Here is a 19,675-nt window from a genome sequence, read left to right on the forward strand (position 1 = left end):
CCCTGACGAACTTCTTCAACAACGTATTCGATCCCGAGAAGGACTTTCCCGCCGTTGCCCCGGCCGGGTCGATCTGAGCCTTGTCAGGCTGCAACCTCATGAAGCTGATGGGATCGGCCGCGTCGGCCGATCTTCGAATGGCGCGATCTCCGTGGAGGAGGCGCCGGGGCTCGGTAGCCTCGCTTCCCCGTCTCACGAAACCGCAGTGAGCGCCCGGCCGCGAACCGGGCCTTGAACAGGAAGGCCTAGCGGTCTTCCGGTGACTGTTCCCATGCCGGATGCTGGAAGAGATCAAGCGCGATTGGGGTTAACTCTGTCTCGCTGCGGACACAGATCGAGAGCCGCCGTGTCGCCCAAGCGTCCTGAAGTGGAAGGATGCCAATCCGCGTTAGCCTTCTATATCGTCGTGCCGCCGTCTCCGGCACGAGACCGATGCCCACGCCTCACCGGCCATACGGCAAATGCCATCGAAGCTGCGAAGCAGCTATGTGCGATTTGAGCTTGGTTCCCAGTTTGGCCGCCTGCGCATCGATATGGTCCAGGTCGAAGCGCACCGGACGAAGGTAGCCTAGATTGAGCCTTCGGTCTAACCGAAGTCAACCGTCGGCAAATCCACGTTGTCAAAGGCACGGCAATTGATATTCGGGACGCATGTCAGACTTACTATTCCAATGATCGCCTCCATCGCCGGAACCGTCCTCGGCTCGTCATTCATCGCAAGCGGCGACACTATGCTCACGACGGCGGCACTTGGAGGCGCGCTTGCCCTCTATTCGCTCTACACCTTGTTCGCGCGTCAACTAAGCGTTCCGATGAAAATTGAACGCTGGATGTCGCCATCTGTCGGCGCGGCAACAGGCCTGATCACAGGTGTGACCGGTGTTTTTACCCTCCCGGCGGTACCCTATCTTCAGGCGCTTGGCCTCTCAAAGGACGATCTGGTCCAGGCGCTTGGGTTGTCGTTCACAATTTCAACCATCGCCCTGGCCGCGGGTATCGCTGCGCAGGGTGCCTTTCAGCTTGATCGGATGACGCTCTCCATACTCGCCGTCATCCCCGCTCTGGCTGGGATGCTCATTCGCGATCGGATAAGCCCAGTAACCTTCCGTCGCGGATTCCTTGTCCTTTTGTTCCTGCTCGGAGCCGAGATGGCTCGTCTAGCGGAAGTTTGCCAAACGCGTCTAAAGGCTGCCAACCGGGAGCCACTGAGAGCCATCTCGCATTCAAAGGTCACGGCGGATGTATCATCTCTTCTACACCAAGGGCTCGGAGCTGTTTGCGGCGCACGTCGTATTGGAAGAAATTGGGGCGCCCTATGCCGCTGACACTCTCAATAAGATTAGCACGCAGAACGCGGTCCCCGATGCGAACCGGCGCAATGGTCTCGCGATCGCCGATAGACGGAATGCTGAGCCGAGATTTTTGACTGAAACCTCAGCCATCCTCCTCTTCCTAGCCCGGAACTATCCCGAGGCTAAACTCATTCCTCAGGACCCGTATGGAGAGGCGCAATGCCTGGAATGGCTGAGCTGGTTATCCATTCAGGTCTCAGGGGTGGCGTTCGAGCAGGTCCGGCACCCGGATCGCTTTGCCCTCGATCCCAACACGTATCACGAGGTGGTCACCAAAGGCTGGTGGACGATTGAAGAACATTTCGACCGGATCGAGGAACGCCTTTCAGATGAATGGGAGGGGGCGGTTCGATCAGGATACAGCATTGCTGACATCTATCTTCTCGTGTTCTGGCTTTGGGGAGCGCGCATCGGGTTTTCAATGGCCGGTCGTTGGCGCGCCTGGACGCGGCTCGTGGTCAAGATAATGTCTCGTCCCGCCGTACGTCGCGTCATGCTGATTGAAGGGTTGGATTGACCGACCGCTCCAACGCTTGGTGGTCGTGCGTTAGCAGTCGTCTGATCGGCTTGGCGTCGATTTTCATGATGGATGGCACAGCAGCTTTGGTCCCAAACGAGCCATTCGTCGCGCCGGACACCAAAGGCCGCAACGGGTCGAAACAGCATTCCAACTCTGGTAGCCGGCCGAGCGCGGCTCTGGCGCGGAAATCGAGGCACTTTCAATTTTTTTAACGGCGCACGAATAGCGTCGAATATTATGGCCGTCGGCCCAGCTGAGAGGCTTTTATGGATTCGATCGATAGTTTCGCACTCATCACGCCGGCGATGATGGCAACGTTCGGCATCGTCTTTCTTATCCTATTCAGGGCAAATATCTTCGTCCCGTTACGGCCGCGGAGCGAAGGAGAGAATATTTATCGCCATGCTGACCCTCAAGCCTTTCACAGCACAGCATCATGCAACTTTATCCAGTTGGTTTGGCAATCAGATGCAGGTTGTCCAATGGGGCGGTCCCGGACTGATCTATCCGCTCGACTCCGCGCAGCTTGATTCTATGATTGACGATGGCGAAGGCGTCCATCCCAAACGGCGCTGCTGGATGGCCGAGGATGGGAGCGCAACCCCTATAGGCCATGTGCAACTGGCATATGATTGGGAAAACGGGGTGGCGCGACTTGCAAGAGTGGCGATCGCGCCGGCGATGCGAGGCCGCCGCCTCTCCATTCCGATGTTGCGTCTCGTTCTGGCGGAAGCGTTCGCGGATGCGGCGATCGAGCGGCTGGAACTGAATGTCTACAGTTGGAATGTAGCTGCGATAAGCACCTATTCCAAATTGGGTTTTGTTCCGGAAGGCGTGAGACGATCCTCCGTGAAAGTGGATGACGAGCGATGGGACACGGCAATCATGGGAATGCTCCGTCGCGAATGGGATGAGACGTTTGCGACATGATGGATGGCGATCGCGAGACAGCTCGCGATGTCCGCTTCTGGCGGTGCCAAAGGAGGCATTGTCCGGGTGACCTTGCCCCGTTGCAATTATCAGATCTGCAAAATCGTCGTTTCTTATGTCAAATCAGCCGATTGCGGATTCTTCACGGTCGACGAATGCCAATTGCGTGGAGACGTCGAAGTGGCTTCGGAAAGGCCGACGGAGTCCCTCGTCGCAAGCGCGGGAACTCCGTCGGTATTGCTTAACGACCTGCGCTCTGGCCGCCATCAACGTGCAGGATTTCACCTGTGACGAATTCTGCAGAATCGAGGAACACGACAGCGCTAGCGACCTCGCTCGCTTCGCCGATGCGGCCAAGCGGATGGAAGGTGCCGAGCATTTCGTGATGTTGTCTAGGATGCATCGGCGTGTCCGTCACGCCTGGTGCCACCGCGTTCACGCGGATACCCCTCTTCGCATATTCAATCGCCAGCACCCGGGTAACGGCATTCAGGCCACCCTTGGTGAGGGCCGCCAGCGCCACGTGCGAGCCGGTAATTCCGTTATCAATGCTCCCGGTGATATTTACAACGTGACCGCCCGCCTGTTTTTCCATTTCGGCGATGGCAAGCTTCGTGATGTGGAAGAAGCCGGCCATGTTCACGTTCATGACGGCGTTATAATCTTCAATGCTGTTTTCCGTAAAAGGCTTGCCGATAAAGATACCGGCGTTGTTCACCAAGGTGTCGATGCGACCGAACCGTGCAACCGCTTCAGAGGTGACACGCGCGGCAGTCGCGGGATCGCCGATATCACCAGCAACCGTCAGGATGTTCGGGTCTTCCGACGGCTTGATCGCGCGGGAGGTCGCGACAATTCGGTAATCGAGCTTACGGAATGCCTGGACGATTGCGGCTCCGATGCCCTGCGAAGCGCCAGTAACGATGACAACTTTACTCATGATCTTGATCTTGTCCTTCCAAGAAATATCTTGGTTGCGGCACCTGCTCTATGCGATCCGCGTCCAATGTGTACGCAACCGATATCGGTGATTTCACCGTCCGCGATAATTGGGCACGTTCCGAAGTCACCTTTCGGAAATTGCGAGAAGTCACCTTGAATTTCGGAGGAGAAAGCGTCGCATGCGCACCTCTCGCCGCTGTCAGCGCAGTCATAGGGCGAGGGATGCGGTCCTTTACGCAAGAGCGCCCAAGCGAGTGCCGGACCCTCTAGTTTTTGGTCAGCAGAGTAATGGATCTTTGCAGTTTCACCGGCCTCTGGACCTGAGCTTATTCACGTCGATATGGCCCATCGACTAACGATGAAGTTCCTCTGCCAGGAAGTCGATCAAAGCCCGGACGCGATGATTCACCGTGCTGCCATCGGTAACGGCATAGAGGTTGGCGTTGTCGGGTAAAAATTCGTCAAGGGCCGTCACTAAGTCCCCTGCCGCCAGTTCGTCTTCGACATCCCATATTGGGCACAGTAAAACGCCATATCCTTTCAAGGCCCATCTCTTCAAAATCGAGCCATCGTTGACAACCCGGTTCCCAGACACGCGGATTGAGATCACCTTTCCAGCATCTGAGAAGTGCCATGTCGAAAAAGTCGTTGCCGGCCGCGAGACAACTAGGCAAGTGTGACCAACAAGGTCTCCCGGATGCAGAGCTTTACCGCGGGCCTCCCAATAGGAGGGGGCGGCGCAAACTACGCGCTTTCCTCGCAGGATAAGGCGCGCTTTGAGCGAGGAATCTCTGAGAGGACCGTTCCTTATCGCAAGGTCGATGTTGTGTTCAACGAGATCCATGACGCTGTCGGCAACGTGCAAATCAATGGAAATTCCTGGATGTATTTCCATGAACCGATCGATCGCCGGAACGATCTTGCTTCGTCCGAAGTCGACCGTCGATGTCATCTTGATTGTCCCTCGTAAGGGACCCTCCTTCGCACCGCCGATGGACGCGTCCCAATCAGCAAGCAGTTTCCGTGTGTCCGCTAAGAACTGGAGCCCCTCTTGGGTAAACGAGAGACGCCGAGTGGACCGTCTGACCAGTGTTGTACCTCTTTGCCTCTCCAACTGCTGGAGAGCAGAGGTAACCGTTGACGTCGCGACCGAATGCTTTCGGGCGGCAGCCGAGAGGCTTCCGGCCTCCGCAATGCTCAGGAACAAACGAAGAGCGTCGAACGTGTCCATTGTTCACAAATCCCGGAAGGCCTTCTCGCGTTGTACCGGTCTATCACGCGGGCGTAACCGATCAAGTTCAGGACGCATGGGCAGGTTGCTGAAGACACTCCCCGCCGTGAACGTCAAACGAGACTGAACCAGCCAATCATCCAGTAGGTCTTCGCTCTCCGACGAAAGACGGACAGCGCGGATGTGCGGATCGCAACGATTGGCTCTCATCGTCGTCCACCTCCGAAGCCAACGAATCATCCTCAACGAGCTTTCGGCTAAGAAGCCCCGCATCCTCGAGTGCCTCGACGTCTGGCAAGTCGCGCAACGTCTCCATGCCAAACGCCGAGAGAATATGCTGGGTGGTTACATAAGTGTAAGGCGCCCCTGGCGTCGGACTGCGCGGCCCTGACGACAGGAACCCTGCCCCGCGAAGCGTGGCGATCGTATCGCGACCGACCTCTCTTCCAAAAATCTCCGACAGGTCGCTGCGTGTAACCGGCTTGCACTTCGGAGACCCAATCAGCTCCAAGTTACGCGCCGTGCGGCACTGCCGCCTGCTCCTTGCGGGCCATCATGAAGGCAACGACGAAGACGAGCAGGCCACCGATAGCGAGACACGCCGCCAGGAAGAACATCGGCGCAATTGTGCTTCCGGTCTCGTCCTTGATCCAGGGCACAACGTTTTGGGCGACGAAGCCGCCAAGATTACCGATGGAATTGATGGCGGCGAGGCCGGCAGCAGCGCCCGCACCCTTCAGGAAGCGCGACGGCAGGCTCCAGAAGACCGGCTGAGGCGCAAAAATACCGGCAGCAGCAATGCAGAGGAAGGCAAACTGCAACACATGGTTCGGAACGAGTGCGGATAAGAGCAGGCAGGCCGCACCGATGAAAGCCGGGATGACGATATAAGGCGTCTTCGATTTGGCTTTGTCGGCTGCCGCCGGCACCGCCCAAAGCGCAATTGCGACAACCACCCATGGGATGATGTTAATCAGGCCGTTCACCGTGTTGCTAACGCCGAAGGCATGGACGATCGTCGGCAGCCAATAGCTGAGGCCATAGGCAGCAAGCGGAAAAGCGATGTAGCACACCGCCATTAGCAGCACGCGAGGATCCAGAAGCGCCTTAAAGCCATTTTCTGCGTTCCGGTCCATGCCGGCATTTTCAGACGCGAGGCGGTTCGCAAGCCAGCTCTTTTCTCCGTTGCTCAGGAAACCCGCCGTTTCCGGCCGGTCATAGAGATAGAAGGAGGTGACTATGCCAGCGATGACGGCTGGAATACCCGTTGCCAGGAAGACCCATTGCCAGCCGGCATGGCCGTAGAGCCCATCGAGATCGAGAAGCATGCCTCCAACAGGTGCGCCGACCGCATTGGCAAGCGCGCTGAAGATCATGAAGAGCCCGACCATGCGGCCGCGATAGGCCGAAGGGAACCACAGGGTCAAAAGGTAGAGAACGCCGGGGAAGAAGCCCGCTTCGCAGACGCCGAGCAAAAACCGTAGGATGTAGAACATCGTCGCATTCTGCGTATAGGAAAGCAGAATGGTGACGATGCCCCAGGAGACGAGAATACGCGCGAACCAGACGCGTGCGCCGAACCTGTCGAGAAAAAGGTTGCTCGGCACCTCGAAAAGAAAGTAGCCGATGAAGAAGAGCGAAGCGCCGAGGCCGTAGGCATATTCACTCATGCCGAGCGCATCGACCATTTGCAGCTTGGCGAAGCTCACATTCTGACGATCGATATAGGCAATGAGATAAAGGATTCCGAGGAACGGCATCAGTCGCCAGGTAATCTTGGAAATCAATTGCTGTTCGTTGACCATGTAAATTCTCCAAATAATTGTTGATTTTTTCCGCTGAATAGATAGCGCACCAGGTGACTATAAATCGCACCGAACGGATCGAGGGACTTCCTAGATTGACAATGCACATGCCGACGGTCCATGCGTAAGGCATCGGAAAGCCACTCCTGCCGCCGCTTGCTTTCGGATCGTCAATCCTTTGTATCAAAAGCAAACTTCGGCATCTTGTTCTCGGGTACTTGCTGGCCTTTGCCATCCTTGGCTATCTGCCGATAGTCGCTCGGATCTCGTTCATACGCCTGTCGAAAAGCTCGCACAAAGCTTGAACGGCTTTCGTATCCTGCATTACGTGCAATGACGTCGACCGGCATCGTCGTTGTCGTTAATTCGATCGCAGCCTGGCGCATTCTCAAGTCTCGCAAGATGGCCATCGGGGATCGTCCAAAGATGTTCGAGAATCTCGCCATGAACGCAGAACGACTCAATCCTGCACTGTGCCCCAAGCTTTGAACTGAATGGGCGGCTCCCGGCCGTGCCACCATATCCGCAAAGGCACGCGTGATCTGCCTGTCGGCGAGTATCGAGAATCGCTCCGTCCACCGCTCGGATGACCTGAGGGACCGCCGCAACAATGAGACAAGGATTTGCTTGAGCAGCGACGAGGTCATAGCTCCGACGCCAACCTCTTGCTGAAGCAGCTCGTCCATAGCCTCGCGAAGCTTCAGATCGATCTTGTCAGCTGGCTCGAACTGCTCGATCACGGGTTCGCGGAGTTCCCCGAACAGCCTCACAGACTGACCAAAGAGTGCGGTAAAATAGCCGCATATCTGAACGATTTCGGGCTGCTCGTTCGGCACAGCGAGGCGCAGTATGCCGTCTTGATGTGTCCAGCAGTCTCTCGATATGAGCTTCGGCGGGCCACTTCCGCCGTCGACCTCGATCGCGAATGGAGTATTCGGCGGCACGATGATGAGCAAATGAGGGCTCAACGGCATCTGTGGTCCGCCGTTGATAGATATGCGTCCCACGCCACTCAAATTGTAGTGGATCCCGGGTGCGTCAACCTTTCCCATTTCGACTCGATGGCCACGCGGCACCAGAACCTCGATCAGCGTGATGACGTCGATGTCGATTGCCTGCATCAAGTTGTTGAGGTCGGTTGTAGACAATTTGACGTTGGAGCCCGCGGGCGGCGAAACGCTCTGCCCGACGAGTGCCTGATTTGGAACCGCTTTCGAAATGTTCCGCATGACTTTGGTGGTCCGATACTGCCCGGCTACCGGTGCAGATAGTGCTCGGAAGCCCGTTCTCGAAGGATGAGCTGGGCGTTGCCACGCTTTTCCGTACCACTGAACTTCGTGTCTTGCCATCGATTCTCGCAATCGTCTCGAAACGAAATTCGGCCCCTCAACGAAGTAGGCCACAATTCGCCGGCGCCGGTCTCGCCCGGTCAACTCCAAAACATCAACGCGGCTCCTCGTCCCCCTCATGCAAGCCGTTGCCTGTGCAAATAGTCGAGCACGGGGATGCCCTGCGGATCGGAATGGCGGGTTTGATCCGGATTGATCTCCGAGTAGACGATGACGCCGTTTCGATCGACGACGAAGCGCGCCGGGATCGGCAGGGTCCAGCTCTCGTCACCGTTCAATGTGGGCAAGTCTATGCCGCCCGCTTTGTGTAGACCTCGCAAGACTTCCGGTATCGCACAGCGGGCGCCGAACTGGGGTCGCGATGAGATACTCCACCCTCTCGCGCAGAGCGCGAAACTTCCTCGCGTCGATGGGCTTGAATGTCGGCAAACAGGCGTCCGATCTAGCCGACTTCAACGCCATTCCAGAACGCAAGGTAGCCTTTGATGTTCGCGGCTGCTGTCGAAGGGTCGGCATAGTACCAGACCGCGTCTTTGTTCGTCTTCCCGTCCACCTCCAAGGAATAGTAGTTTGCCACTCCCTTCCATGGGCACCGGCTGGTAGTAGAGCTCGGTCGAAGGAAGTCCTTTTTGACGGCCTCAGGGGGGAAGTAGTGGTTTCCTTCGACCACGATCGTCTGGTCCGATTCCGCTATCTTCAAGCCATTCCATGTCGCCGATGTCATTTCTTTTCCTTTCGTTGGCCGTAGCCTTTCGTGGCACGCGCCCTGCGCCGCCCTCGATCGCGGCTCGGTAGCCGGCCGGGCCTGGATGCGTTGCAACGGGGAATTATTGTACCGAACGCCTCCTGCCCGAGTCTTGTTTTCTGTCTTCGAACTATCATTGCAGGCGGTGTTGCATGGTTTCGCGCAAAGTCCGTAGGTCGTGCGCGAATATGCGGATACCCTCGGCCAGTTTCTCCGTAGCCATGGGGTCCTCGTTCATGATCCATCTGAACGTGATTTCGTCCATCGGGTCGGACGGCTGCGGGTGTTTGATGTCGACTGCGTCCTCGCTCACGAACCAGTGGCAGATCGCATCGGCCTCCTCCCGGAGCGGCGTCGGCGACAGCGCGCCCGGGGTGAGCGAGCGGGCGAGTTTTCCCTCGTCCGTTGAGAGCGCGTCGAGAAGGGCCGGCGCGATCGTGAGCCGGTCGCACCCCGCGAGGGCTTCGATCTGGCCGGTATTTCGAAACGACGCGCCCATCACGATCGTCCCGATGCCGTTCGCCTTGTAGTGGTTGTATATGTCACGCACCGAGCGGACGCCCGGGTCCTCCTCGGGTGCCAGGTCCCGTCCGAGAGACTTCTTGTGCCAATCGTAGATGCGGCCCACGAAAGGCGAGATCAGGAACGCTCCAGCCTCGGCGCTAGCGACTGCCTGGGCCCGATTGAGGAGCAGTGTCATGTTGCACTTGATGCCATCCCGCTGAAGCACTTCGGCCGCCCGAATCCCTTCCCAGGTTGACGCGAGCTTGATCAGCACCCGTTCACGATCGACGCCGCGTTCTTTATAGTCCGCGATGATCTGGCGAGCCTTGGCGATCGACGCCGCGACGTTGAACGACAGCGTCGCGTCGACTTCGGTAGACACGTAGCCCGGCACCAGGCGCAAAAGCTCGATGCCCACCGAGATCGCCAAGCGGTCAGCGGTCGCGGCTGCGATGTATCGCGGGTTACCGGTCTTTGCCCGCCCCCACGACAAAGCCTCTTCGACGACATGGCGATAAGCCTCGGTCCCAAGGGCCTTGAGCACGATGGTAGGGTTCGTGGTGCAGTCGGTAGGCTTGAATCGCGCCACAGCCTCAATGTCGCCTGTGTCCGCGACAACTGTGGTCATAGCTCGCAATTGCTCTAGTTTGGAAGTCATGGCCTTTTCCTTTCGACTTCTTTCCGCTCGCGTAGGCCAGGCGCATCTCGCCGAGTGAGTCCACGCCGTGGCGCTATTGAATGGCGCCCGTCCGTTGCTCCCTCCGCGCCTGCTGTGTTTGGTTCAGACAGGCCTTCCCGACTGCTCCTCCTCGAAGGTCACAGCGACTGCCGCGTTTGCAGACAGGCGAATTTTCTGGCCTTCGACTTCAGCGACAAGGCCGAGATCGATGAAGTGGTTGTGGTTCTTATGCGCGCCTTCACCACTGTCGCGCTTGGCAAGCTTGATCCGGCCGTCGACGACCGCATCAACAGTGCCGACGTGAACCCCATCCGCGCCGATCACTTCCATGTCCGGGACGATCTTTTCGCTGCTCATGCTCTTCTCCTTTGCTGGGCTTTCGCGTCGGCCGTGCCGCCCGCGTATGTACTCAGACGTCCTCGGCCAGCCTCAGGCCGAAAAATTGCCACCGGGTGTGGCCTGGAAAGAAGTTCCGATAGCCGGCCCGGACGTGACCTCGCGGCGTGACGCAAGAGCCGCCTCGCAGGACGAACTGCCCTGACATGAATTTACCGTTGTATTCGCCAACGGCGCCTTCCACGGCTCGGAAGCCTGGATATGGGGTGAAGGGACTGCGGGTCCACCCCCAGACGTCGCCGAACATCTGTTGCAGTCCGGCGCGCGGTGCTGCAGGCTTCGGTCGCAGCCGGTTCGCGTCGAGGAAGTTGCCCTCGAGGCCGAGCCCCCCGTGTCGCCACCTCCCATTCGCTTTCCGTGGGGAGGCCCTTGTCGGCCCAGGTAGCGAAAGCGTCGTTGCAAGTCATTCGCTCCAAGTGCCGACTGGAATAAGCGCATTGGTTCCATGTGGAGACCTCTTGAGTAATGGTTTGCTGTTGCTGACCGCGAAGCAGAGCGCACGCAAGCACACTAGGTGATGTCGACTGCGTTTCTACGCCGATCGGCGTAAGGATGGATCTTGACCGGCGCCGGGGCGTCACGTCGGCGCGCGCGCCTTGTCGACCGCTGCGATGAATTCCTCCGCGGCGATAGCGAAGCCGTCCTGCAGCACTACGCCTGCCGGGTCGACGGCGACGAACCACGGTGTTCCACCGGTGCGATAGTTTTCCATCGTCGTGGGAAGCCGGTGTCCGGGTAGGCCCCCCTCGTGGCCGAAGGGAATGCGCAGGTCATATCGTCTCTGGTCCTCGGAGAGTCGCTCAGCTGTATTGGTTTCGGCGCCCTCGAAGACAGTCTGCACCACGGCGTAGGCGACATCGCGATCCCGCGTCCGCTCGATGAGAGATAACAAAGCCGGGAACCCGTGTGAGTGACAGCCGGGGCACCAGTGCTGATAGAAGAACAGAACACGATGGCGCTGCCCGAGTGAGGACACGGTGACCGGTGGGCAGTGCATGCCCTCCGCGTCGATCCAGTACGGAACGAACAGCTCGGGTGCTGGACGTCCGGAAATGCCGTATTTCATTGCGTCTACCTCCTTTTCTTTGCGAGGCTGACGAGTCAGGCTGCCGCATTGCGCCGCGGCAGCTTCCATTGCGGGCGGATGAAGTGGCATGTGTAGCCGTTCGGAATACGCTCCAGGTAATCCTGGTGCTCCGGCTCAGCCTCCCAGAAATCGCCGACGGGGGTCACCTCGGTGACTACCTTGCCCGGCCATAGACCGGAAGCTTCAACATCGGCGATGGTGTCTTTGGCAACGCGCTTCTGCTCATCACTTGTATAGAAGATCGCCGAACGGTAGCTCGCGCCACGGTCGTTGCCCTGGCGGTCGACCGTCGTCGGGTCGTGGATCTGAAAGAAGAACTCCAGGATATTTCGGAAGCTCGTCTCAGCCGGATCGAATATGACCTCGATCGCCTCGGCGTGGTCGCCGTGATTGCGGTAGGTCGCGTTCTTGACTTCTCCGCCCGAATATCCGACCCGGGTCGAGACCACTCCGGGCAGCCGTCTAACGAGCTGCTGCATGCCCCAGAAGCAGCCGCCGGCCAAAACCGCGCGTTCTGTCGTTGCCGTCATCGGGTTTCCTCCTGCTTGGAAAAGAGTTTGGCGTAGTCGCCGTAGCCCTCGCTCGTCAGCTGATCACGGTGGATGAACCGGAGCGATGCCGAATTCATGCAATACCGCAACCCCCCTTTGTGGCGCGGGCCGTCTGGGAAGAGGTGGCCAAGGTGGCTGTCGCCATGCTTGGAGCGGACTTCGGTTCGGGTCATGCCGTGGGTATTGTCGACATTCTCGACGACGTTTTCCGGCTCGATCGGCTTCGTGAAGCTCGGCCAGCCTGTGCCGCTGTCGAATTTGTCGATTGACGCAAAGAGCGGCTCGCCGGACACCACGTCGACGTAGATGCCGGGCTCTTTGTTGTCCCAATACTCGTTCTGGAACGGCCGTTCGGTACCGTCGGTCTGCGTCACCCGGTATTGTTCCGGCGTGAGGCGAGACAGCGCATCCGGATTCTTGTTGTAGGATCTCATCTGCTGTCCTCCATTTGAGCCCTAGAGTTAAGAAACCGGAGGCCGCCGGTCCAATGACCGATGGGAATTGAATCGATGCCTTGGACTGAAGAGCGATACAGGTTCGATGGGCCGCTCGGCGAATGCCGTAGCGAAGGAGGGGTCGCGATGGGAGGTGACAAATTCGGGTGGGTACTGGCGAAAGTGCCAAAGTTACAGCGAAGGAGCATTTACGGACCGACGCTACGGAGCGACGGTTCGCCGTTCCAGGGACGATGGGAGAACTAACGTGTTTGCACGCGAATCGCGGAATCGTACTCTGGCGCGACCGAGTGACCGAGCGCCGGCCGGTTCGCCTAAGCTTTCCCCGGCGAGCCTACGCACGGCCGCGAGGATCTCAGTAGGTTCCTGCCTTATGGTGAAGTCCGGCTCTATAAAGGCGCTTTGGATTTGGCCATTGCGATCGACGACATAGGTGGCCGGCAGCGGCAACATCCACATGGATGATCCGTGCCTCTTCCCAAGATCGATTTTTAGGCTCGAGTAATAGGCCCGGGTTTCTTCGGGAACTGAAAACAAGACGCCGTAGGACATGGCGACGCCATGGTCGACGTCGGCGAGGACCTGGAGGTCAAGGCCGAAGCTGCGCTTCATTTCGCGGGGGAAGCCTCCAGTGTCCGGGCTGAGAACGACGAGATTGGCTTTGAGATCCTCGAACTCCTGTTTCGCCGCCTGGAGGCCGCAGAGCTCGGCCGTGCAATAGGGGCACCACCCACCTCGGAAGAAACTTATGACCAGGGGTCCTTCACGTCGTAGCTGCTCGGACGATACCAAGCGACCATCGGCATCCGGCAGCAAGAAGTCCGGCGCGGTGTCGCCAACATTCAAGGCGCGCGATGCGAAATCGTGCTCCCGGATCCGTTTTACAAGAAAGTCGTAGGCCTCCCAATCTGCTGGTCCGAACGCAGCAAGCAGATCGCCCCTTAGTTTGTCGTAGTTCATTGTCTTACCGACCCTCAATTGAAAAGATTGACACGCAGAATTCCGAAAAATGAAACAATAGATGTCCCCATCCGGTTTCTACGGCTCACAATTGGAGGTTGCTCAACTCGGATTCCAATGATGCGTGGCTATCAAATCGATGCCATAGCATTGGCGGGAAGACGATAAAACCGGCGGCGCAAGTCTCACCGGTGAGCCGCGTTGCTGAAACGCTGAACTGCTAATGGCGGCGCGCCGGTTCGGCAGCATTCCGAGTAGTTATCGAGTCAATACCTTTACGCAGCTTTCGCCAAAACCTAACGGTTTTCCGCCACGGCCGAAACCACGAGAGAACTCTGTCGCAGGCGAGACGCTGCCGCACGCGGCGAGTCGGCTGAAGATGCGTGCAAGAAACGGCGGGGCCGCGGCCGCGCGACCAGGCAAATGGGGTGCTGACAGGTGGACGAGACGAGCGGAGGAGTAGACTTCATGGAGCAGGAAGAGCAGCACCTGCTCGACAGCCTGAGGCGGTTGCGACGCTCGCTCCGCGTCCAGGCCGCGGACGAGATTCCGGCGATCGAGCATGTGACCTTCGGACAAAGGATCGCCGATGCGGTAGCGAGCGTCATGGGATCGTGGACATTCATTATAATCCAAAGTGCGGTTTTGGTTACTTGGATTGCGACTAACGTCGCGGGCGCGATGAGCGGCTGGGACCCTTACCCGTTTATTCTCTTGAACCTCGCTCTCTCCTTCCAGGCCGCTTACGCGGCTCCCGTTATCATGATGAGCCAGAACCGGCAGCAGGACATCGACCGCCGGGCCGCCGAGAACGACTACAGAATCAATGTGAAGGCAGAACTTGAGATCGAGCTCCTTCATGAGAAGATAGACCAGCTGCGAGAGCAGGAAGTTCTCAAGTTGACCGAGGCGGTAATGCGCCTGACCATGTTGCTCGATCGCGCCACAAGCGAGACACCGTCGACCGTCTTGGAACTGCGCGGGGTAATAGATCCGGCTTCATAACGATCGGCTATAAATTCGATGGCGACACGTGATTTCCCCTTCAGAAATCAAGACGCCACTCTTTCCAACCTCAGGTGCATTAACGCCCACGACCGTCAGCAAAGAGAAAGATGTTTGCGATGGTCACTTGCGGTTTTACAGGCCGGCACACAGCGGACAACCGTTCCGCCCGCATTCCACCCGGCCAACACATAGTCGAAAACTTTCCTGTGCTTTCCGCCGGCCCAACGCCCCACGTCGAGCTGGAATCCTGGAAGTTCACGTTGAAGATCGGGCCGCGCCCGGTGAAGTCCTGGACCTGGAGAGTTCAACGCCCTTCCCCAGACAAGCTACTCGATCGCTTCGGCGCCCAGCTCTACCGGAATCCTGGAGCTGGCCGTGGAGCGGCTGCCAGGCGGTGAGGTGTCGCCATTCTTCCACGACGTTGCGGAGGTCGGAGATGAGATAGAGCTCCGTGCCCCGCTAGGTGGCCACTTCATCTGGCGGGACGATGCCTCAAGGCCAGTCCTACTGATCGGCGCCGGTCTAGTGTCGCGCCGCTTGCGGCGATGGTCCGCTACCGCCGCGCGAGCGGACAGCGCGTCCTGACCGAGCTGCTGATGTCCGCGCGTACGAGGCGAGGCACGCTTTTCGGAGACGAGCTGCTCGCCGCCGAAGAATCCAAGTCCGGCTTCTCCTTCGCCCTGGCTTTGACCCGGGAGCCGGCGACACGCAGGTCGGATTTTAGCCGACGTATTGACGCGGCCGATGGTCGCCGACATCGCGGCGAGATTGCCCCTCCCCGCCGCGTTCTGTGTTTGTGTGTGGGTCGAACGCTTTCGTCAATGTAGCCGCCGACGGTGCACTCGCGGCTGGGATCAATGCCGCGTCAATCAAGACCGAGCGATACGGCGCTTGATGGCTCGCGGGTTGAACGGTTGGCTTGGTCAGACATTCGCTAAATTACGGATGGCGAGAGCGAGTACGCTTGAGTTGGACAATCGTCTAGCATTGCCGACTAACGGCTACACCAGCTTTGCAAAGTCATAATCCGCACGTTGCCCGACATGCCGTATCAATAGCACGAGCGCATCTTGACATAGCTGACCTCGCTTTCGACCGCACAGAGAGTTTGACTCTCACGACATCGGCGATATCTGCTCGTACGTGTTGTCGCGGCGAGCAATTTTATTCTCATTGTTATTTTCGATCTGAAGGTTGACCGGCATGGCATCCGCGCGGGTGGCCGATAACGGCCGGCTATAGATTTGATGGCGACAGGTGATTTCCCTTTCGCCTCGCTCGACTACAGTCTGCTGCGCATCATCGTTCCCGCGACTTCAAGCTTGGAGGCCGATATGCAAATCGCAGAGTCAACGACAGTTCCATCGCCCCGCCCGGAAAGCAATCCTGTAATCGGCGTGCTGTCCGACGAAATCGTCGTCCTAGCGGAACGCGGTGGAGTTGCGATTGGGCCGGGCCGCGGATTCAGCACTTTCGTGCGACCGGTGCATCACAGCTCGGGACAAGGATCTCCGGCAAGGACACGGTCGGTCGAGATTCCCCTCATCGGAAGCGACGGGGAAATTTCAGGCGTTTTGTGTCGCGAAATCCCGCTCGCCGAGCGAGCTAATCCCGTAGCCGATTCAGAGCTTCAGCGCCTGCAGGAGATTGACGAGGTCGCCAAGGTCTTCGTTCACGACATTAACAATGTGCTATCGGTGATTGGGGGCGGCCTTCGCCTGTTGGAGTGCCAAGGCGACGCAGTCACTCGGGAGGTGATCTTCGAACGGATGTACCGGGCAGTCGAGCGAGGTGCGCGTTTGAGTCGGAGCCTGCTCGATGCAGGCAGGCACCCCCGCCCCTCCACCAGAGAGTTCGCGTCCCAAGCCCACCTGACCGCTGCCGCCGAAACGTTGGGGCACGCACTTGGCGAGCGGACCCGAATGGAGGTCGAGATCAGCCCCGACCTCTGGGAGTTCAGCGCGGACCCCGAGCAGCTCTTTTTCGCGCTGCTGAACTTGTGCCGTAACGCGGACGCGGCGATGTCGTGCGGCGGCGTCGTGTCGATCATCGCGACCAACGTTGATCCGCTCCCCGCAGCACCTCAAGGCGCCGTGGTGATCACAGTGGCGGACAATGGTTCGGGCATGTCGGAGGATGTCCTATCACGGGCCTTCGAACCTTACTACACCACAAAGGCGGCCGGCGACGGCACGGGGTTGGGCCTCCCCCAGGTTCGCAAGTTCGTCGAACAACACGGCGGCGCGATCCGGTTGGAGTCCGAGCCGGGCGTCGGCACGACGGTGCGCATGGTCTTTCCGCGGGTTTGCTCCGAGGCGAGAAACGACTCTCCGATCGTTGGTAGCGACGCATGCCCCAATGCCGGGACGCGCCAGCTCACAATCGGTTACGTCCCATCGCATTCTGGCGGCACATTCGTCCTCACCGGCTCTGACGCCGAGATCATTTGAGTGGTGACCACCTGGGGATGCGGTTAAGGAGGCAACAGGGACCTCGCGCTGGTTAGACCCGGCCTTTATTAGGACAAGAACAAAGTTCTCGGCCCGTCGAGCACCGAGATCACAGCCGTGGCGGCGATGATCGAGGGATGACCGCGGGTGCGTTCCCAAGAAGCTTTTCCTCTACGCCAGCCGTTTCAGCGACAGCTTCGACGACGCCGCAGAATCGGCTGGAAGATCTCGGTGTCGGGCTTCGACTGGCCCTCGCTGATCGCCGCGAAAGACGGGGAGATCGGGTGTCTGGAACGACTATACGGCGAGGGTCAGGAGCGCGTCGGCGTCGAGTTCGTTCACTCTCGTGCAGTGCTTGAGGACGCGCACACGGTCCGCCTTGTCGGCGACGGCCAGCTCGTGCCGCCTCGCTCTGTACCGAGCTACTCGAACTGTCGGACCGGATCGCAGTGAACGTCGTCGGCCCGCAAGCGCAGCCGTCCGGGAATGGAATCGATAACGGTATGGAATTTCCCAAGCTTGGCGACGGCGATTAGCGTCGGACACTTGACGTAGGATAGGGATCGGCCGAGATCGCGTACACCCGCTCACCGCGCCCGCAAATAAGGAGTTTCGAATGAACCTTGAGGTCGACGACATCGTCGAGGCCGTGTCTGAGCTCATAAAGCGCGGCTATGACCGGGAGTACCGGATCAAGGACGGCGGGCTCTACGACCTCGCGACCGGCATGGCAGTTGCGACAAGCGACGTCCAGGTTGACGTCTCCCTGAGGTTCGAGAGCGGATCCGGCGGAGGCGACGGATCAAACGTCTACGCGATTACAGATGGGAGGACGAAGGGTAAGGGGCTGCTGATCGACGCCTTCGATACACTCGACCAGGATTGTTCCCGCGAGCTCTTTGCGCGCCTCACGACCGCGCGGCGCCCCAAGCGGATCTCAGAAGAGGTGGCCCCTAGCCGGTATGGTCTTCGGAAGATCTACAAGAGCGAGTTCGAGGAAGATCCGGAGCGATTCGTGCTGCGCATCGACTTTCCCGACTTTCCCCCGTGTCCCTTCGGGCAGTCCTTTTCCGTGCTGGGATTCGACACCGCCGAGCAGCGGTACGTCTGGCTCGTCACGAGCATCCTGCGCGACTCGCGACTTGCTCGCGTGCCCTTCCAGGCTGCGGACGTTCCAGACAACGAATGATCGCGCAAAAGACGACGAACAAGCGCAGGCCGAGATAGCGAGCGATCTCTCCGAAGCGCTCGACGATACAGCCCACGACCACACAGACAAAATCGAGAAGTTGGAAAAGATCGATTTTGGTCCGAAATCAAGCGTCCAGGAAGGTGCGCTCATAAAGCTCTCCGGTCGCCATTTCATCGCGCCTCCGTTGGCTTGGAAGCAGGCTATACGAAGGACCCGCCGTGGCCGGGTTGAGTTCAACATCGTTTCGTTCACGCTCCTCGGCGACGGTCGCCAAGCGCCCGTGACAAGCGAAGCTGTCAGCTTAACGACAAATACCGCCATTCTGCTCGTCAAGTGAAAATTTCTAGTATAAGAAATCAACGACTTATCGTAGCGAAAATCCTGCGGAAAGCCGACTGAAAGCGTCATAGCGACTGAAGTTGACAGCTCCAACCGCCGCCTGGGAATAAAACCTCGCCTCTCTCGAACACTCAAACTCAGGACATAACTCAAATGCTTCGCCGTCTGGTCGTCGAGACCTACCACAATGTCATTGGAAAACTTCCCCCGGTTCTGACGGTGAACGACGGCGATATCGTCGTGACCGACACGATTGATGCGGCGGGCTTTGACAAGTCGGGGGTGCGGTATGCCTCGGGACCGAACCCGATGAACGGTCCCATATTTGTTTCTGGGGCCGAGCCAGGCGACGCCTTGAAAGTCGAGATTTTATCAATGACCCCGACTCGAGATACCGGGTGGACTCGGAGTTCGGTCGCGGCAAATGTTGTCGATCCCGAATATGTGCGCGGACTGCCGCCCCGAGACACTGCCATTTGGACGATTGATCAGCATTCCATGACTGTTCGCCTTCAAGACCCGATCCCGGGCCTCGAAGATCTCGTTCTGCCGATGCGTCCGATGATCGGCTGCTTCGGAGTAGCGCCAAGTCTCGGTCAGTCAATATCGACAGCAACGAGTGGCGAGTATGGCGGCAACATGGACTATCGCTTGTTTGGGCCAGGAACCACAGTCTGTTTGCCGGTCTTCGAGACAGGCGCGCTGTTCTTTGTTGGAGATTGTCACGCTTTGCAGGGCGACGGCGAGATCGTCGGGACCGGAATCGAAACGACTTTCGAGGTGACGATGCGCCTGTCCGTCGTGAAAGAAGCTAAAATCACGTGGCCTCGCGGCGAAACGTCTACTGACATCTTTACGATCGGCAACGCACGTCCGCTTGATCAGGCGCTCCAGCATGCTACCACGGAAATGCTGGAATGGCTGGGTCGTGATTACGGCCTTGGCAAAACGGCAGCCAGCCACCTTCTCGGCCAGGTCGTGCGATATGACATCGGCAACGTGTTCGATCCGGCCTACACAGTGGCTTGCCGGGTATCCAAAGAATGGTTGAAGCGATAAACGCACCGTCGAACGGCCATCGACTACGATCCGGTTAGAGCCACGACTAACCACCCACTAGCGTGTCGGCATGTTCAGCGGGAAGAGGCGGACCCGGTACTGAAGTCAGGGTGAATTGAAA

General features: G+C 58.6%; 24 protein-coding genes and 2 pseudogenes. 11 read left to right on the forward strand and 15 right to left on the reverse strand.

Going from position 1 to position 19,675, the window contains the following annotated elements; all coding sequences use genetic code 11:
* The 4 genes and pseudogenes from ACPYOJ_RS29020 to ACPYOJ_RS29035 all read left to right on the forward strand — a co-directional run.
* A pseudogene (locus ACPYOJ_RS29020) lies at positions 1 to 77 on the forward strand (carboxymuconolactone decarboxylase family protein); the annotation flags it as partial.
* Positions 78 to 635: 558 nt separating this feature from the next.
* Positions 636 to 1,325 carry a sulfite exporter TauE/SafE family protein gene (locus tag ACPYOJ_RS29025; protein WP_481419347.1) on the forward strand — a complete coding sequence of 230 codons (690 nt, stop codon included), beginning with the start codon at positions 636 to 638 and terminating at the stop codon, positions 1,323 to 1,325.
* The gene (locus tag ACPYOJ_RS29030) at positions 1,240 to 1,869 is read left to right on the forward strand and encodes a glutathione S-transferase family protein (protein WP_481419327.1); all 630 of its coding nucleotides are present in this window, start codon (positions 1,240 to 1,242) and stop codon (positions 1,867 to 1,869) included. The genes ACPYOJ_RS29025 and ACPYOJ_RS29030 overlap by 86 nt, the downstream gene beginning before the upstream one ends.
* Positions 1,870 to 2,274: 405 nt before the next feature.
* Positions 2,275 to 2,802, forward strand: coding sequence for a GNAT family N-acetyltransferase (locus tag ACPYOJ_RS29035; protein WP_481419328.1), 528 nt, complete (start codon positions 2,275 to 2,277; stop codon positions 2,800 to 2,802).
* 241 nt (positions 2,803 to 3,043) lie between these two features.
* Here ACPYOJ_RS29035 and ACPYOJ_RS29040 read toward each other — a convergent pair whose 3' ends face one another.
* The 15 genes and pseudogenes from ACPYOJ_RS29040 to ACPYOJ_RS29110 all read right to left on the reverse strand — a co-directional run bounded on the left by ACPYOJ_RS29040 (position 3,044) and on the right by ACPYOJ_RS29110 (position 13,506).
* The gene (locus ACPYOJ_RS29040) at positions 3,044 to 3,751 is read right to left on the reverse strand and encodes an SDR family NAD(P)-dependent oxidoreductase (protein ID WP_481419348.1); all 708 of its coding nucleotides are present in this window, start codon (positions 3,749 to 3,751) and stop codon (positions 3,044 to 3,046) included.
* 345 nt (positions 3,752 to 4,096) lie between these two features.
* Complete coding sequence (locus ACPYOJ_RS29045; RefSeq protein ID WP_481419329.1) at positions 4,097 to 4,975, reverse strand: LysR family transcriptional regulator; 879 nt, start codon at positions 4,973 to 4,975, stop codon at positions 4,097 to 4,099.
* Positions 4,976 to 5,111: 136 nt separating this feature from the next.
* Positions 5,112 to 5,459 (reverse strand): annotated as a pseudogene (locus ACPYOJ_RS29050) (SMC-Scp complex subunit ScpB); the annotation flags it as partial.
* A 28-nt stretch (positions 5,460 to 5,487) separates the two neighbouring features.
* Entirely contained in the window at positions 5,488 to 6,780 is a 1,293-nt protein-coding gene (locus ACPYOJ_RS29055) for an MFS transporter (RefSeq protein WP_481419330.1), read from the reverse strand.
* Between the two features lie 170 nt (positions 6,781 to 6,950).
* Positions 6,951 to 8,009 (reverse strand): AraC family transcriptional regulator, encoded by a 1,059-nt coding sequence (locus ACPYOJ_RS29060; RefSeq protein ID WP_481419331.1) that lies wholly within the window; start codon positions 8,007 to 8,009, stop codon positions 6,951 to 6,953.
* Between the two features lie 236 nt (positions 8,010 to 8,245).
* Positions 8,246 to 8,416 (reverse strand): hypothetical protein, encoded by a 171-nt coding sequence (locus ACPYOJ_RS29065; protein ID WP_481419332.1) that lies wholly within the window; start codon positions 8,414 to 8,416, stop codon positions 8,246 to 8,248.
* Between the two features lie 155 nt (positions 8,417 to 8,571).
* Entirely contained in the window at positions 8,572 to 8,853 is a 282-nt protein-coding gene (locus tag ACPYOJ_RS29070) for a DUF427 domain-containing protein (protein ID WP_481419333.1), read from the reverse strand.
* Between the two features lie 154 nt (positions 8,854 to 9,007).
* Positions 9,008 to 10,036, reverse strand: a complete 1,029-nt coding sequence (tal, locus tag ACPYOJ_RS29075; protein ID WP_481419334.1) for a transaldolase — start codon at positions 10,034 to 10,036, stop codon at positions 9,008 to 9,010.
* Between the two features lie 123 nt (positions 10,037 to 10,159).
* Positions 10,160 to 10,414 carry a DUF2171 domain-containing protein gene (locus ACPYOJ_RS29080; RefSeq protein WP_168833573.1) on the reverse strand — a complete coding sequence of 85 codons (255 nt, stop codon included), beginning with the start codon at positions 10,412 to 10,414 and terminating at the stop codon, positions 10,160 to 10,162.
* A gap of 52 nt (positions 10,415 to 10,466) precedes the next feature.
* The gene (locus ACPYOJ_RS29085) at positions 10,467 to 10,700 is read right to left on the reverse strand and encodes an SUMF1/EgtB/PvdO family nonheme iron enzyme (protein WP_481419335.1); all 234 of its coding nucleotides are present in this window, start codon (positions 10,698 to 10,700) and stop codon (positions 10,467 to 10,469) included.
* On the reverse strand, positions 10,606 to 10,860 hold the full coding sequence (locus ACPYOJ_RS29090; RefSeq protein ID WP_481419336.1) for an SUMF1/EgtB/PvdO family nonheme iron enzyme: 255 nt from the start codon (positions 10,858 to 10,860) through the stop codon (positions 10,606 to 10,608). The genes ACPYOJ_RS29085 and ACPYOJ_RS29090 overlap by 95 nt, the downstream gene beginning before the upstream one ends.
* A 170-nt stretch (positions 10,861 to 11,030) precedes the next feature.
* On the reverse strand, positions 11,031 to 11,519 hold the full coding sequence (locus ACPYOJ_RS29095) for a peroxiredoxin family protein (protein WP_481419337.1): 489 nt from the start codon (positions 11,517 to 11,519) through the stop codon (positions 11,031 to 11,033).
* A gap of 35 nt (positions 11,520 to 11,554) precedes the next feature.
* Positions 11,555 to 12,070 carry a peptide-methionine (S)-S-oxide reductase MsrA gene (gene msrA, locus ACPYOJ_RS29100; RefSeq protein ID WP_481419338.1) on the reverse strand — a complete coding sequence of 172 codons (516 nt, stop codon included), beginning with the start codon at positions 12,068 to 12,070 and terminating at the stop codon, positions 11,555 to 11,557.
* Entirely contained in the window at positions 12,067 to 12,525 is a 459-nt protein-coding gene (msrB, locus tag ACPYOJ_RS29105) for a peptide-methionine (R)-S-oxide reductase MsrB (RefSeq protein WP_481419339.1), read from the reverse strand. Before msrB ends, msrA begins: the two co-directional genes overlap by 4 nt.
* Positions 12,526 to 12,747: 222 nt before the next feature.
* Positions 12,748 to 13,506: a peroxiredoxin-like family protein gene (locus ACPYOJ_RS29110; RefSeq protein WP_481419340.1), complete on the reverse strand. Its 759-nt coding sequence runs from the start codon at positions 13,504 to 13,506 to the stop codon at positions 12,748 to 12,750.
* 468 nt (positions 13,507 to 13,974) lie between these two features.
* Here ACPYOJ_RS29110 and ACPYOJ_RS29115 point away from each other — a divergent pair, with 468 nt between their 5' ends.
* The 7 genes from ACPYOJ_RS29115 to ACPYOJ_RS29145 all read left to right on the forward strand — a co-directional run bounded on the left by ACPYOJ_RS29115 (position 13,975) and on the right by ACPYOJ_RS29145 (position 19,554).
* Positions 13,975 to 14,511, forward strand: a complete 537-nt coding sequence (locus tag ACPYOJ_RS29115; RefSeq protein WP_481419341.1) for a DUF1003 domain-containing protein — start codon at positions 13,975 to 13,977, stop codon at positions 14,509 to 14,511.
* 378 nt (positions 14,512 to 14,889) lie between these two features.
* A complete protein-coding gene (locus ACPYOJ_RS29120) occupies positions 14,890 to 15,099 on the forward strand; it encodes a hypothetical protein (RefSeq protein ID WP_481419342.1) in 210 nt (69 codons plus the stop codon).
* A gap of 662 nt (positions 15,100 to 15,761) precedes the next feature.
* Complete coding sequence (locus ACPYOJ_RS29125; RefSeq protein ID WP_481419343.1) at positions 15,762 to 16,964, forward strand: sensor histidine kinase; 1,203 nt, start codon at positions 15,762 to 15,764, stop codon at positions 16,962 to 16,964.
* A gap of 147 nt (positions 16,965 to 17,111) precedes the next feature.
* A complete protein-coding gene (locus ACPYOJ_RS29130; protein ID WP_481419344.1) occupies positions 17,112 to 17,417 on the forward strand; it encodes a hypothetical protein in 306 nt (101 codons plus the stop codon).
* Positions 17,418 to 17,580: 163 nt separating this feature from the next.
* The gene (locus ACPYOJ_RS29135; RefSeq protein WP_168833581.1) at positions 17,581 to 18,153 is read left to right on the forward strand and encodes a hypothetical protein; all 573 of its coding nucleotides are present in this window, start codon (positions 17,581 to 17,583) and stop codon (positions 18,151 to 18,153) included.
* A gap of 100 nt (positions 18,154 to 18,253) precedes the next feature.
* Positions 18,254 to 18,493: a hypothetical protein gene (locus ACPYOJ_RS29140; protein ID WP_481419345.1), complete on the forward strand. Its 240-nt coding sequence runs from the start codon at positions 18,254 to 18,256 to the stop codon at positions 18,491 to 18,493.
* A 155-nt stretch (positions 18,494 to 18,648) separates the two neighbouring features.
* A complete protein-coding gene (locus ACPYOJ_RS29145; RefSeq protein ID WP_481419346.1) occupies positions 18,649 to 19,554 on the forward strand; it encodes an acetamidase/formamidase family protein in 906 nt (301 codons plus the stop codon).
* The last annotated feature ends 121 nt before the right edge of the window (positions 19,555 to 19,675 follow it).

Source organism: Rhizobium sp. SVR5-9E (assembly GCF_056755095.1).

Excerpts from the sequence above, each read along its gene's own strand:
- ACPYOJ_RS29145 (WP_481419346.1), top strand. The coding sequence starts at position 18,649 with ATGCTTCGCCGTCTGGTCGTCGAGACCTACCACAATGTCATTGGAAAA.
- msrB (WP_481419339.1), bottom strand. The coding sequence starts at position 12,525 with ATGAGATCCTACAACAAGAATCCGGATGCGCTGTCTCGCCTCACGCCG.
- ACPYOJ_RS29135 (WP_168833581.1), top strand. The coding sequence starts at position 17,581 with ATGAACCTTGAGGTCGACGACATCGTCGAGGCCGTGTCTGAGCTCATA.
- ACPYOJ_RS29115 (WP_481419341.1), top strand. The coding sequence starts at position 13,975 with ATGGAGCAGGAAGAGCAGCACCTGCTCGACAGCCTGAGGCGGTTGCGA.
- ACPYOJ_RS29070 (WP_481419333.1), bottom strand. The coding sequence starts at position 8,853 with ATGACATCGGCGACATGGAATGGCTTGAAGATAGCGGAATCGGACCAG.
- ACPYOJ_RS29055 (WP_481419330.1), bottom strand. The coding sequence starts at position 6,780 with ATGGTCAACGAACAGCAATTGATTTCCAAGATTACCTGGCGACTGATG.
- ACPYOJ_RS29095 (WP_481419337.1), bottom strand. The coding sequence starts at position 11,519 with ATGAAATACGGCATTTCCGGACGTCCAGCACCCGAGCTGTTCGTTCCG.
- ACPYOJ_RS29030 (WP_481419327.1), top strand. The coding sequence starts at position 1,240 with ATGTATCATCTCTTCTACACCAAGGGCTCGGAGCTGTTTGCGGCGCAC.
- ACPYOJ_RS29045 (WP_481419329.1), bottom strand. The coding sequence starts at position 4,975 with ATGGACACGTTCGACGCTCTTCGTTTGTTCCTGAGCATTGCGGAGGCC.
- ACPYOJ_RS29035 (WP_481419328.1), top strand. The coding sequence starts at position 2,275 with ATGCTGACCCTCAAGCCTTTCACAGCACAGCATCATGCAACTTTATCC.
- ACPYOJ_RS29085 (WP_481419335.1), bottom strand. The coding sequence starts at position 10,700 with ATGTTCGGCGACGTCTGGGGGTGGACCCGCAGTCCCTTCACCCCATAT.
- ACPYOJ_RS29080 (WP_168833573.1), bottom strand. The coding sequence starts at position 10,414 with ATGAGCAGCGAAAAGATCGTCCCGGACATGGAAGTGATCGGCGCGGAT.
- msrA (WP_481419338.1), bottom strand. The coding sequence starts at position 12,070 with ATGACGGCAACGACAGAACGCGCGGTTTTGGCCGGCGGCTGCTTCTGG.
- ACPYOJ_RS29090 (WP_481419336.1), bottom strand. The coding sequence starts at position 10,860 with ATGACTTGCAACGACGCTTTCGCTACCTGGGCCGACAAGGGCCTCCCC.
- ACPYOJ_RS29110 (WP_481419340.1), bottom strand. The coding sequence starts at position 13,506 with ATGAACTACGACAAACTAAGGGGCGATCTGCTTGCTGCGTTCGGACCA.
- ACPYOJ_RS29060 (WP_481419331.1), bottom strand. The coding sequence starts at position 8,009 with ATGCGGAACATTTCGAAAGCGGTTCCAAATCAGGCACTCGTCGGGCAG.
- tal (WP_481419334.1), bottom strand. The coding sequence starts at position 10,036 with ATGACTTCCAAACTAGAGCAATTGCGAGCTATGACCACAGTTGTCGCG.
- ACPYOJ_RS29125 (WP_481419343.1), top strand. The coding sequence starts at position 15,762 with ATGGCGACAGGTGATTTCCCTTTCGCCTCGCTCGACTACAGTCTGCTG.